The organism is Pontibacter sp. HJ8 (assembly GCF_054824225.1).
The window spans coordinates 1-12,617 of sequence record NZ_JSYF01000298.1 but is presented as its reverse complement, the minus strand read 5'-3'; the positions used below and the strand labels follow the sequence as shown (position 1 = coordinate 12,617).

Below are 12,617 nucleotides of genomic sequence, written 5' to 3'. Positions count from 1 at the left end.
CCTGCTTATGGAACTGGTACACCTGATACAACGCAACGGCAGCGTATCGGAGCTTATCAACCGGCGCCCGGTATGGGTTCGATGGAGCGTCTACTACCTGGCGATTGTCGCGGTGCTGCTTTTTGGTCAGTTCGGCCACCAGGAGTTTATTTATTTTCAATTTTAACGCTCCCGTGTTATGCAAAACCATGGCGTCAGAAAGCTCCTGCTGAAACTCACTTTGCTCCTGCTACCTTTCCTGGTGTGGCCTATACTGGAGGCTGCCGTGCTCCCGATCAATTTTTTCACCTTTCGGGTATGGGAAACGCTTTCTGTGAATTCGATGCGCATTATGTCCGGCCCCTTCTACCCGAACATGTACATGAAAATGGAAGAGGAAGGCGAACTGGCGCCGCGTACTGCCTTTGCTGAAAAGCGGGTGGTGGAATGGTATACCGATGCATACGGTTACCGCAACCGCGATTCCAAATGCGATGTGCTGCTCATCGGCGACTCTAACATTACAGGAGCCAAGCTATCCCAGGAAGAAACCCTGGCAGAGGTGCTGGAGCGCAGGCTCGAAAAAGAAGTGTATTCCTTTGCTCCGGCCACTGTCAACCGATTCCTGGGCTCGCAGCGCTTCGAGCAGGATCCGCCGGAAGTGGTGATCGTATCGAGTATAGAACGGCGCATACCGGAGCTGCCGGCCGTCGGCGCCAACGGCATCGCTTCCAAAGTGCGGGACATTACCGGTACCACCATCAGTGCTTCTCCTGTACTTACCTGGCTGGCTGTGACGGCAGACCGTATCTCCAAACTGGCCCTCTACAGGCGTACCCTGGCCCAGATCGATCGTACATTAGGCAAAAAGGAGTATATTTCTTACCAGAATGAATTCTTCATTGAAGGGGAAATCGCCAACCGGGACTTCAGCCAGGAAGAGATCCACCAGATCGCTGACGTGCTGGCAGGCTACAAACAGGCATTGGAGGCCAGAGGAATTAGGTTTATCTTTATGCCCATACCCAACAAAGAGAACATTTACCACAAGTTGCTCCCTTCCCAAAAAAAGCCGGACTTTCTGCCCAGGCTGATGGCGGAGCTAAAGCAGCGCGAAGTGGATGTGATCGACACCCAAAGTACATTCGAAAACCTTTACCATGAAAAAAATATTGCGCTATACCCGGTTGATGACGCACACTGGAATAATACGGCCGTAGAGGTGGCTGCCGGCATGGTGGCACGACACTTACAGACAGGAACACCAGGCACAAAACCAGACGCCCGCCACCTCGTCGGGCAACTGGAACAGTAATTAAGGTTATCCCGGCACACGAAATGAACGTATAGCTCTAAATTCTACAACAAGCATGAAACCAAAGGCCCTCTACGATAAAACAACCAGACGCCTGAAGAAAATTTTAGGCCGGGTGGTGCCACACAATACCCGTCTCAAACCTACCGGTGTGTGCCGGGTCAATCTGGATGACCTGAGCAGCTGCAATGCGCGCGAATTAAAGGTGCATAGCATATACCCCCGTGCAGTTACCACACTGGATATACCTGAGCCACTATATGCGTCCATCTCGGACTACTGGAAGCAGCCGCGCAGCGTGCAAACGAACTACATGGTGGTGGAAGTACCAAACGGGCGCATTTACACCGACAATGAGAGCAGTGTGGCAATTGTCTCGCATTACAACCGGGTTATCGAGAATGTGTCGCTGAGCCTGACCGACGGCAAGGTGACAGAACCGGATCTGAACAACATCTTTGAGCAGCGCTATTTCAGTGCGCCAACCCGGTTCAAGGGTACCGTCTTTACCATGTTATCGGGCGGAGCTGGCGTCAACAACATCGGCCACTGGTTCCTGGACGTGCTGCCCAGGCTGCACCTGCTCCGGGAAAGCGGCCTCTTTGATGAAGTAGACTGGTTCCTGGTACCGAGCACGCGCTATAGTTTCCAGACAGAAACACTGGAACTGCTGGGCATACCTCCCGAAAAGATCATCACCGGCATGGAGTACAAGCATCTGGTGGCGGACCGCCTGATTGCGTCCACAGCTCCGCGTGGCAACCATACCCTGGTACCGAAATGGCTTTGCCAATATATCCGGGATGCCTTTCTGCCACTGGTTGAGGAAGAAGAACTTTCCCAACAGGAAGAGGAAGCGCCCTACCTCTACATCAGCCGCAGCGACTCGGCCATTCGCAATGTACTGAACGAGCAAGAACTGCTGGAGGTCCTGGAGCCGTATAATTTCAAATCGATCGTTTCCAGCCGGTATTCCATACTCGAAAAGATCCGGTTGTTCTCGCAGGCGAAGGTGGTCTTGTCGGCAACAGGCGCCGGCCTGATCAGCATGTTCTTCTGCAAACCGGGCACCAAGGTGATCGAGATATTCAACGAGGGATTTGTGATCGAGCCGTTTTATGACATCGCTACCAAGATAGATCTGGACTACGAGTACATCATCTGCAAAAACAACAGGAAAGTGAAGGATGCCGGTGAAGGCCAGCGCCAGCACCTGGTCGTGGATACCGACCGGGTAGTCGGTATACTGAAGAAGATGCGCAAAAACACGGGCGAAGCAAGATACAGTATCACCTAAGCCCGCTATTTAACCCATAAATAGCGTATAGGTACACGCAGAACCTAGCCTAAACAATCCGGCCTTTATGTTGCGCAACATAAAGGCCGGATTGTTTAAAAGCTATACCTGATCAGACCTACACCACAGCAGACCCCTGCCCTACCAGTTCATTTACGATGTGATTACCGATAGCCAGCGAGGAGGTGGCCGCCGGTGAGGGCGCATTGCGAACATGGATGATATTGGCACTCTTGAGAATGTTAAAATCATCGATCAGTTTACCGCTTCTGTCACAAGCCTGCGCTCTCACGCCTGCCCCACCCGGTACTAAATCGCTTTCCTGCACTTCCGGTATGAGCTTCTGCAGTGCTTTCGTAAAGGCCGCCTTGGACAAGGACCTGTACATTTCGCCCATACCTGTCTGACCGTACTTGGCCACGATTTTCCAGAAACCGGGCCAGCTCAGGGTGTCTTTGGTATCTTCCAGACTGAAGTCCTGGAACTTGTACCCTTCCCGCTTGAAGGCCAGCACGGCATTCGGGCCGGCTTCCACGCCACCCCGAATCATGCGGGTAAAATGCACGCCCAGGAACGGGAAGCTTGGGTCTGGCACAGGATAAATCAGCGTCTTTACCAGGTGCTCTTTTTCTTTGCTCAGCTTGTAATACTCCCCTCTGAAAGGAATAATGCGCAGGTCGTTTTCTTTCTCCGTCATACTGGCCACTCTGTCGGAGAACAGGCCGGCACAGCTCACCATGTTATCGGCTGCATAGAGATGCTTATCTGTCTCCACATGCACGGTATCTTTTTGAGAGTGGATGTTGACCACTCTTTCTCCAAACACAGCGTCGCCGCCATATTTGTTCTGGTACAGGTCCAGCAGCGTTTCAGCCATTTTCGGGTAATCAATGATGCCAGTTTGCGGGACATGAATTCCTTTGATACCCGTACAATGCGGCTCCAGCTCCTGAATTTCCTGCAGCGAGTTCAGCTCTCTCAGGTTCTGCAAGCCGTTGCGGATCCCTCTCTCATGAATTTCCTTGAGCTTGGTAACTTCTGCCGGCGAAGTGGCCACTATAATTTTTCCGCATAGCTCGTAAGGTATAGCATGCTCTTCGGCAAATTCTATCAGCGAGTGATACCCAGCTATACAGTTCTTTGCCTTGAGGCTGCCCGGGGCATAGTAAATGCCGCTATGCATAACGCCGCTGTTATTGCCGGACTGGTGCCTGGCTACCGAGTTCTCTTTCTCAATCAGAAGAACTTTGCTGTCTGGGTTTTTGCGTTTGAGGTGGTAAACGACGGAAAGACCTACAAGGCCCGCTCCGATCACGATGGTATCGTATTTTTTAACTGACATGCTATTATGGCTTTATCTTTAAACCTGAAATTAAATGCTGCTTATCCTTTCCATGAAATAGGACAAAAATTTATCAGCAAGAAGCTTTAACCTTATACGGAGAAATCTATATAGAGCCTAACTGATATTATGATATTTGAAATAATTCTGTATCTAGGATCCAAAGGTTTACCTTCAGTGCTATGGCTGGCATTTTTGTCCCTCTTCCCGCCTGTATAACTGCTTTGGCATGGCAGGTGAGCTTCGGAGTATGGCACTAGCTATACCTTCAGAAAAGCCTGTGGCGTGGTGGCAGCGTGCTTTTGCTTTACGGGACCGATGACAGCCTCGTAAATGGCAACTAACATTTGGTAATTCGCCTCGGGCGTATACCTGGCCTCGTAGCTCTGGCGGGCAGCTATACCTAGTGTAGCTGCCAGATCGGGTTCAGTCAGCAATTGCTGCACTTTTTCGGCCAGTTCGGCGGCATTCCCCGGTGTATAGTGCAGACCATTTACCCCATGTTCTACCAGCTGCTCTGCCCCTCCTATTTTGGCGGCGATCACCGGCGTACCGGTAGAAAAAGCTTCGATGATGGTCATCCCGAATGTTTCGAGCCACTCGGAGGAGAAAATGAGGCCTTTCGATTTTTTCAGCAACTCCAACACCTGCGGCCTTGCCTGAAAACCCAGGTATTCTGCCTCCGGATGCTGCTTCACGTGCGCTTCCACCCGCTCCCGCAAGGGCCCGTCTCCCACGATTCGAAGCCTGAACGGCTGCAAGGCATGCGCCTGGAGCAAAGTCTCGAGGCCTTTTTCGGGTGTGAGCCGGCCTACGTACAGGAAATAATCTTCCCGTACCGTTGCGCCTATACCTAAGTCTTCGGTAAAGTTTGGCTTCACCACCAGTTGCTCCGGCCTTAACTTGAGCGAAGAGTTGCGGAACAGGTCGGCCGCCCCGGGCGTGAGCGCCAAAAAACGATCTACCTTCTGCTGCCAGGTGCCCAGGAGCTTGTGCAACCCGGTCGTCAGGACCACCGACGCTGTCTGCACCGCCGAATCCCGGTATACCTTCTGCCGGATGGCCCCAATCGGAAAGGTCTTATGGATGTTTTCGGTCTGCACCTTATCCTTGTAATAAAGTAAGGCACTGGGGCATACGAGCCTGTAGTTGTGCAGCGTCATCACGACAGGCACCTGCAGCTTTCGAGCTACATAGAAGACTGCCGGAGAGACTAAAGGAAAGAAATTGTGCACATGCACCACATCCGGCCGGAAGGATAGAATCTTCTGCTCTACCTGCCGCGCACTCCGGGGGTTATACACCACACCCAGTGCTGCCTCCAGTTTTTCGGGCAGGGAGTTGACTTCTATATTGGAGAAAGACAGCTTTTCTACCTGATGCCCGTGCTGTTCCAGCAAGGCCGCTTCGGCATGAAAGACGGTGTCCTCGCCTCCGGCCTGTTTGTAAAAATTATGAACGATGAGTATTCGCATGAAAGGGGTCCTAACTAAAGCTTCTGATCGCTGTTTGCAGGTCTTCGGGTGTGCCCGTGTCCAGGCAGCTGCCATTGTCAAAGCATACGGCCTGCACCTGCAGCCCGTTGTCAATAGCCGCCTGCGTCACGGCTCCCAGGCTTAATTCGACTGTTTTACCTGTTGTTACCATCTGCTGGTATACCTGTTGCAGATGCTTGTGCATAAATACGGTGAAGGCCGGTCCCCAGCAGGCCAATGCCCAGCCATAAGTCAGGTACGATCGTTTCGGTTTCGGATAAATGTGCTGGACCGCACCTCCCGCACCCAGTTCGACCATGTCCCATTTATGCGGTTGCTGCACCGGGAAGACGCCCAGTACGACGTCCGCTTTTTGCTCCTGCTGCTGCGCCAGCATGGTTTTCAGGGCATCCGTTGGCGTGATGAGAATATCCGGGAAGCCGAACACGATCTGTTTTTCCCGGACGAAGGTATAGGCCTGGTCCAGGGAGAAAGGCACACCAAAGGGCTTGTTCATAATCAGGTAAGCCAGCTGCAATCCCAGCCGGCTGCCGTCACCGTAGTACTGCGGTATGTCCCACTTTCCCTTCCGTATGGTCAGATATACCTGGCTGGCACCGGCCTCCCGCATGAGCTCCAGCAGGTACTGCGACACCGCTTTGGGATGAGGCTCGCCCGTTTCGGGATTAGGTCCAAACCCAACGGGCAGCAGTTCCTTGCTGCAAGGCAGGGGCGCTAAACGTGTGGCAAGGCCGGCGGCAGGTAAAATACCAACAATTTCCATATCAGAACAGGAGCTGTAAAAGCAAGCAAAATCCCGCCCGGATCATACCTGACCGGAGCGGGATATTGCTCTACATTTTAGCAGTATAAGTAAAAAGCAGATTAAGCTACCGCTTCTTTTTTAAACACCTGCGCTGCCGAAGGCTTTGCTGCAGAGGCAAAGTGGCGGCGCTGCTCTTCACGCAGCTTGTCTACCAGTCTGCCTTCCGGAAGGATCACGTCGTCGTAGGTCAGTACTTTGTCCTTGGGTACGTCGTTCTTCAGGATACAGCCTTCTGCCACACCGATCGGCAACAGGTTTTCGCGCTCGGTTGTGTCGGCGTTCTCGCACAGGCCATAGGTCATGTAGTGGCCGATCGGGTCGATCACTTCACCTGCTTTCAGGTCGATCTTGGCGGCTGCCACTACTTCTACGCACGGGCCATAAGTTGGCGTAAGCGCCGCATCGTTGAACAGCACAGCACGTGCTACGGTAGACGGCACTTCGAAGTGGCACAGGTGGTAGGGCGTATAGAACAGGTATAGCGGGCCTTCACCCAGCTTGTACAGGTTCAGGTAGTGCTGCTGGATCGGGTGGTCGTGTGTGCCCAGTACAAATACGCCCGGTCCCGGCTCTGCGCCTACGATATAATCTACTATACCTGGTCCTTCGAGCAGTTCTTCGAGCGGGTACAGGTTGTGCACCACATCTTTCAGCGGCGTTCCGGAGGGTACGGTCGGGCCATGCATGCCACGCGTACCGACACGCATACCGGTGCCGTTGGCCACGATTGCCTGCTCAAACGAGATCTTGCTGCCATCGGCAAAGGAAGTCACCATGGACGGGTTCTGACCCCATTTCTCGGCAAAGCCCTTCTGCGTAGTCGGGTTGCGGTAGGGGTCGTGCAGGCCTTTAATGTTGCCGCACAGCACCGGCTTCACGCCCAGCGACTTTACAAAACGGTACAGGTTCATCTCCACACCCGGCTGGTCGCCATCGGCGTTGGTGAACACGACGCCTGCTTTGTCCGCGTATACCTTCAGGATCGGACCGACGGTGCCGTCCACTTCGGCATTCATCATGATGATGTGCTTCTTGCCCTGAATGGCGCGCATGGCTACGTTGGTGCCGAACTCTACGGCACCTGTTACTTCGATGATGGCGTCAATGCCTTCCGCGTCACACAGCAGCATGGCATCGTTGGTGATGCTATACCTGCCGTTGCGAATGTTTTCTTCCAGCTTGCAGAGGCTATCCACTTCCTGTGCGTCCAGTACACCGGCTTCGGAGTAGGCGCGTTTTGCTTTTTCGGTATCCCGGTTGGCAATCGCAACCAGTTCCATACCGGGCACATAGTTGCAGATCTGGAGTGCAATGCCACGGCCCATGAAGCCGGCACCTACCATTGCTACCCGGATCGGTTTATTTTCAGCCTGGCGTTTGGCCAGCGCAGTATCTACTAATATCATATCTTAACTTAGAATGAAAGGGTTGAAGAAAGAAAAGCCGCCGGTATTAAACCAGCAGCTTTCCTTCTGTTGATGACTCGAATTCGTTTTTATAGTCCGGGTGTACCTTGTCCTTCTCAGAAATGATCACCGGCTCAATCGGCCACTCGATGTTGAAAGCAGGATCGTTCCAGCGGATACCACGCTCTGCACCCGGGGTATAGAACTGTGTAACCTGATAAGTCACATCCGTGTTATCCTCGAGGGTAATGAAGCCGTGGCCGAATCGCTCCGGCACGAACAGCATGCGGTAATTGTCCGCAGTCAGCTCCACGCCGATCCACTGCTTGTAGGTCGGGGACTCGGGTCGCAGGTCGATGATCACATCGTAGATAGCGCCGCGGGTACAACGTACCAGTTTGGTTTCTTCGTAAGGAGAAAGCTGGTAATGCATGCCGCGCAGGGTACCTTTTTTATGATTGTAGGAAACGTTCGCCTGCACCACATTGGCGTTCAGGCCATGCTCCTCCATTTCGCGCTCGCACCAGCTGCGGCCAAAAAAGCCACGCTCGTCTTCCAGCTTCTTTACATCCAGTATAAAAGCGCCTTTCAGTTTGGTTTCTGTGAATATCATGATTAGCCTTTATGCGGTTTCTAACTGTGTTTTCTGTTCGGATGCTTTTGCAAGGGCATGCTGCCACTGCAACTGCTGGTTGATCGCCTCCGACTCCTGCAGGCTGGTGAGCACCATCAGGCGCATGTAAAGCGAGTTGCGGAAGTTGCCGTCCTTGAAGCCCATACCTTCCAGACCATCACGCAATTCTTCTATGGATTGCTTTAGGGTATGGGTAGGCTGGTGGTTGGGAGCCAATGCTTTGAACTTGTCAAAATTGACACGGTAAGAACGCTTATCCGGAGCGGCTTCCAGGTTTACGCTTACTTCTGTGCCCGGTATCACTTCAGCTACAGCATGGGCCAGTTCTTTCACCTGGTAGTTCCACTCGTTGCTACCGGCATTCACAGCCAGGAATTCACCTCCGTTGGAAGCTTCGCGTGTGATCGCCCAGTCAATGGCACGGGCCATATCTTTTACGTGGATGAGCGGGCGCCACGGGCTGCCGTCGCTCAGGATCGTAATTTTGCCTGTTGCTACTGCGCCGGCTACAAAGTCGTTCAGCACCAGGTCCAGGCGCAGACGATCGCTCATGCCGCAAGCCGTTGCAAAACGCAGGCAAGTCACGGTAAAGCCGTCGCCGGCCAAGGGCTGCAGTTCTTTTTCAGAAGCAACCTTGGAGCGGGCATAGGCCGTCAGCGGGTTCAGCTCCGAATCTTCTGTTTTGGCTTGCTCGGAGGCAGCCCCATACATGCTGCAGCTCGAAGCGAACACATAGTTCTTCACGCCAGCCGCCTTCGCCATTTCCGCAATACGGATGCTGGAACGGTAGTTGACATCCAGTGTTATCTCTTCAAACTTGTTACCCATCGGGTCGTTGGAGATAGCTGCCAGGTGTACGACGGCGTCCACGCCTTCCAGCACCTGAGCCGGCATCGTGCGCACATCACCGAAGAGTTGCTGGTCGAGTTTGGCTTCCGGCAGGTAAGGTGCATTGGTCAGGCAGGAGGCAAAATACGCCATGTCATACCCGATAATAGTTGCCTGTGGGTAGGTAGCTCTGAGTTGGCTGACAACACCCGGGCCGACATAGCCCATATTTCCAGTGATTAGGATTTTCATAGACAGGATAATCTTTATATACTATACTTGACTTGATACTTGATAGAGTGCGGGATTAATTAACTGCGGAAGAGAGCATTTTCTGCCAAACGTTCCAGGGCGCCTTGCCTTTCTGCCAGAGTTCCTCCAGCACGTGCTTGTCGCGCAGGGTATCCATTGGCTGCCAGAAGCCGGTATGGCGGTAAGCGGACAGCTCACCTTCTTCAGCAAGTCTTTCCAGCGGCTCTCTCTCCCAGGTAGTGGTATCGTCTTCGATGTAGTCGATCACACTTGGCTCCAGTACAAAGAAACCCCCGTTGATCCAAGGCATGTCGCCACCTTCCGGCTTCTCTTTAAACTGGTTGATCTTGGTCGTTTCGTTCGGCATTGTGAAGGCGCCGAAACGGCCCGGCTGCTGCACGGCGGTCAGGGTGGCCAGGGTACCCTGCTCTTTATGGAACCGGATAGCCTCTGTTATATTCACGTCGCTCACGCCATCGCCGTAGGTCAGGCAGAAGGTATCGTCACCGATATAGTCCTTTACGCGCTTCAGACGTCCGCCTGTCAGGGTGCCTTCTCCGGTGTCCACCAGTGTCACTTTCCAGGATTCCGTGTTGTTGTGGTGTACCTTCATGCTGTTGTTGCTCATGTCGAAGGTCACATCCGCGTTGTAGAGGAAGTAATTGGCAAAATACTCTTTGATCATGTGGCCTTTGTAGCCGCAGCAGATCACAAATTCATTGATGCCATGGTAGGAATAGATCTTCATGATGTGCCAGAGGATGGGCTTGCCACCGATCTCTACCATTGGCTTGGGCCTTACGCCACTTTCTTCGCTGATACGTGTTCCGTAACCACCTGCGAGTATGACTGCTTTCATTCTATTTGAAGGGTTTGGGTTATATTGAAAATAGGACTGAGTTTTAAGGGATTTCTCAGCTACAGATTAATACGACAATTGCTATATTTAGATTTTGATAATTTCACTTTTTTACATTCTCCTGAACAAATTGGGTTCTGTCAGGGCCTGGGAGCTTGGTGTAAGGAAATAAAGTAGGTTCTGAAGCCTTTGCTACGTTGCCTGGCATTGCAACTGCCCGGTGTTCTTTTTCCTGAGAACCGCAGCTTGGTGTAGTGTTTCTGGACGCAATAGCGGTAGTGGCTGTAGCGTATTTTGTACCGGTAATAGTGCTCTGTAAATTTAATCCATGCTATTTCTGTACAGAGCACCATCCCTTAGTCAGTCGTAATGGTATGATTTCTTACGTTGCTGGGTAGCAGCAGTCCCTTCAAGGTGAGGAACACAAACAGGCTGTTGGTGACCAGGTAGCGTTTCCAGAGGCGCCTGGGCTCTTGGTACAACCGGTACGTCCATTCCAGCGACAGGTCACGGGCCCATTTAGGCAACCGCTTTTCCAGTCCGGCATACGTCATATACGCTTGCCCCACTCCCAACATGCAGGCATTCACCCGGCCTTTGTGATCGGCCATCCAGCGTTCCTGTTTCGGGCAACCCAGTGCCACAAAGACCAGGTCTGCGCCCGAATCGTTGATCCTGTCCACAATCGCTTCATCTTCTTCCTGCGTCAATTGCCGGAAAGGAGGAGAATAGTAACCGGCGATCCGGAGGTCGGGGTGTTTGGCCTTTGCCGTGGCGGCAACTGCTTCCAGCACATCATCTGTTGACCCATAAAAGTAAACCGATTTGCCTCTGGCAGCGGCTTCTTCGAGCAGGCGGGGCATCAGGTCCATACCGGGTACGCGATCCTGCTCCTGTCCGTACTGCAACTTCATCAGCTTGGAAACCGGGCCGCCATCTGGAGAAGCCACATCGGCCTGGTTCAGTACGTGGTTAAATTGCCGGTCTTTGTAGGCTTCCACCAGCATGTGCACATTAGCAAAGCACACATAGGAGGAAGACCTGTTTTCGGTGAGCCAGAAGATATGTTCTACGAACTCGTTGAAACTGCCGGCAGTGATAAGTGATCGAAGCAGCCTGCGTTTTTCCCGTAACGGGGGTGCCGGGGCAACGCTGGTAAGTGTGTCAGATAAATTAGTATGCATTCTTTTCGCCTTTGATCATATTCCAGACAGTCAGGAAGATTATTTTCATGTCCATCATAAAGCTCCAGTTTTCCATGTATTTTACATCGTACTCGATTCGCTTCTCCATCAGGCTTAACTCTTTTGTTTCGCCGCGGTAGCCGCTTACCTGTGCATACCCTGTTATACCGGGCATTACAAAGTGTCTCATCTTGTACTTGTTGATCACTTTAGAGTAGTGGTCCAGTTGAGACACCAGGTTAGGACGAGGCCCTACTACAGACATGTCGCCCAGTAGTACGTTGAAAAACTGCGGTAGTTCGTCCATATTTGTTTTTCTCAGGAACGCTCCGATACGCGTGATGCGCGGATCGTTCTTAGTAGCCTGTAACTCAGTCTGATTGTTCATGCGCATGGTTCTGAACTTGTAGCACACGAAGAGTCTGTTTTTCTTACCCGGACGCAGCTGCTTGAAGAAGATCGGCCCCGGAGAGCTTAACTTGATGGCAAGCGCAATGATGGGCATCACAATCGGGAACAACAGCAGGATCACACTCAGCGAGAAAGCGATGTCAAACGCACGCTTGATGACTCGGTTCGTTACTTGCTCCAGCGGCTCCTTGCGCACACTGATCATCGGGATGTTCTGATAGAAATACATGTTCACATCACGCTGAACGATGGCACTGAAATCCGGAACGATGCGGAAGTAGATGAAGTTGTCGTCTGCAAACTCGGTCAGTTCATCGATCTGCTCCTTGTCGTTGAGCGGCAGGGTATAGTATACCTCGTCGATGTTGTTTTCCAGGCAGTAGTCTTTCAGGTCAGACACATTGCCTTTTACCATGCTGCTGTATTTGCTGAGCTCACTGGCCTTATCGGTGAAGAAACCCATGAACTTGCGTCCGGGTGCTTCGTCGCTGTTGAAGGTCTGGTGCAGCGAAATGGCTGCCGGTCCCATACCTACAATCACAAACCGGGAGTACGCCATGTCGGAGTTAGAGAAATAGCGCTGCACCAAAAACAACATCAGGCGGCTGATCCCGATCAGGAGTGCGGTAGACAGGTAGGTATACAGCAGCAGCAAGCGGGAGAGTTGCTCCAGGTTGAAGATCACGATACAGCTCGAAAGGATAATGGCATGTAACGCAAAAGCATTTAACAGATTTCCTATTCTTTTATCTACCGGAAAGAAGCCATCGATACGGAACACAAAGTTCTTGAACCCGGATACGATCCAC

The 12,617-nt window shown here is 52.3% G+C and carries 11 protein-coding genes; 2 read left to right on the top strand and 9 right to left on the bottom strand.

Going from position 1 to position 12,617, the window contains the following annotated elements:
* Positions 1–178 precede the first annotated feature (178 nt).
* Together OB13_RS13510 and OB13_RS13505 are read left to right on the top strand one after the other, a co-directional pair.
* Entirely contained in the window at positions 179–1,294 is a 1,116-nt protein-coding gene (locus tag OB13_RS13510; protein ID WP_461490696.1) for an alginate O-acetyltransferase AlgX-related protein, read from the top strand.
* A 55-nt stretch (positions 1,295–1,349) separates the two neighbouring features.
* A complete protein-coding gene (locus tag OB13_RS13505; protein WP_461490695.1) occupies positions 1,350–2,591 on the top strand; it encodes a glycosyltransferase family 61 protein in 1,242 nt (413 codons plus the stop codon).
* A gap of 118 nt (positions 2,592–2,709) precedes the next feature.
* Here the strand turns inward: OB13_RS13505 and lhgO are convergent, their stop codons facing one another.
* The 9 genes from lhgO to OB13_RS13460 form a co-directional block, all read right to left on the bottom strand.
* Positions 2,710–3,933 carry an L-2-hydroxyglutarate oxidase gene (lhgO, locus tag OB13_RS13500; RefSeq protein ID WP_461490694.1) on the bottom strand — a complete coding sequence of 408 codons (1,224 nt, stop codon included), beginning with the start codon at positions 3,931–3,933 and terminating at the stop codon, positions 2,710–2,712.
* Between the two features lie 260 nt (positions 3,934–4,193).
* Positions 4,194–5,408 carry a glycosyltransferase family 4 protein gene (locus tag OB13_RS13495; protein WP_461490693.1) on the bottom strand — a complete coding sequence of 405 codons (1,215 nt, stop codon included), beginning with the start codon at positions 5,406–5,408 and terminating at the stop codon, positions 4,194–4,196.
* A 10-nt stretch (positions 5,409–5,418) separates the two neighbouring features.
* On the bottom strand, positions 5,419–6,192 hold the full coding sequence (locus OB13_RS13490) for a nucleotidyltransferase family protein (protein ID WP_461490692.1): 774 nt from the start codon (positions 6,190–6,192) through the stop codon (positions 5,419–5,421).
* 101 nt (positions 6,193–6,293) lie between these two features.
* Positions 6,294–7,640, bottom strand: a complete 1,347-nt coding sequence (locus OB13_RS13485; protein ID WP_461490691.1) for an NAD(P)H-dependent oxidoreductase — start codon at positions 7,638–7,640, stop codon at positions 6,294–6,296.
* A 46-nt stretch (positions 7,641–7,686) separates the two neighbouring features.
* On the bottom strand, positions 7,687–8,253 hold the full coding sequence (gene rfbC / locus OB13_RS13480) for a dTDP-4-dehydrorhamnose 3,5-epimerase (RefSeq protein ID WP_461490690.1): 567 nt from the start codon (positions 8,251–8,253) through the stop codon (positions 7,687–7,689).
* A gap of 9 nt (positions 8,254–8,262) precedes the next feature.
* Entirely contained in the window at positions 8,263–9,354 is a 1,092-nt protein-coding gene (locus OB13_RS13475; RefSeq protein ID WP_461490689.1) for an NAD-dependent epimerase/dehydratase family protein, read from the bottom strand.
* 55 nt (positions 9,355–9,409) lie between these two features.
* Complete coding sequence (gene rfbF, locus OB13_RS13470; RefSeq protein ID WP_461490688.1) at positions 9,410–10,213, bottom strand: glucose-1-phosphate cytidylyltransferase; 804 nt, start codon at positions 10,211–10,213, stop codon at positions 9,410–9,412.
* A gap of 356 nt (positions 10,214–10,569) precedes the next feature.
* Positions 10,570–11,397: a WecB/TagA/CpsF family glycosyltransferase gene (locus OB13_RS13465; RefSeq protein ID WP_461490687.1), complete on the bottom strand. Its 828-nt coding sequence runs from the start codon at positions 11,395–11,397 to the stop codon at positions 10,570–10,572.
* A partial coding sequence (locus OB13_RS13460; RefSeq protein WP_461490686.1) for an undecaprenyl-phosphate glucose phosphotransferase occupies positions 11,387–12,617 on the bottom strand: 1,231 nt, incomplete at its 5' end. The genes OB13_RS13465 and OB13_RS13460, both read right to left, overlap by 11 nt.

What these genes read in the sequence shown, in the direction of transcription:
- OB13_RS13510 (WP_461490696.1), top strand. Translation starts at nt 179, where the DNA reads ATGCAAAACCATGGCGTCAGAAAGCTCCTGCTGAAACTCACTTTGCTC.
- OB13_RS13505 (WP_461490695.1), top strand. Translation starts at nt 1,350, where the DNA reads ATGAAACCAAAGGCCCTCTACGATAAAACAACCAGACGCCTGAAGAAA.
- lhgO (WP_461490694.1), bottom strand. Translation starts at nt 3,933, where the DNA reads ATGTCAGTTAAAAAATACGATACCATCGTGATCGGAGCGGGCCTTGTA.
- OB13_RS13495 (WP_461490693.1), bottom strand. Translation starts at nt 5,408, where the DNA reads ATGCGAATACTCATCGTTCATAATTTTTACAAACAGGCCGGAGGCGAG.
- OB13_RS13490 (WP_461490692.1), bottom strand. Translation starts at nt 6,192, where the DNA reads ATGGAAATTGTTGGTATTTTACCTGCCGCCGGCCTTGCCACACGTTTA.
- OB13_RS13485 (WP_461490691.1), bottom strand. Translation starts at nt 7,640, where the DNA reads ATGATATTAGTAGATACTGCGCTGGCCAAACGCCAGGCTGAAAATAAA.
- rfbC (WP_461490690.1), bottom strand. Translation starts at nt 8,253, where the DNA reads ATGATATTCACAGAAACCAAACTGAAAGGCGCTTTTATACTGGATGTA.
- OB13_RS13475 (WP_461490689.1), bottom strand. Translation starts at nt 9,354, where the DNA reads ATGAAAATCCTAATCACTGGAAATATGGGCTATGTCGGCCCGGGTGTT.
- rfbF (WP_461490688.1), bottom strand. Translation starts at nt 10,213, where the DNA reads ATGAAAGCAGTCATACTCGCAGGTGGTTACGGAACACGTATCAGCGAA.
- OB13_RS13465 (WP_461490687.1), bottom strand. Translation starts at nt 11,397, where the DNA reads ATGCATACTAATTTATCTGACACACTTACCAGCGTTGCCCCGGCACCC.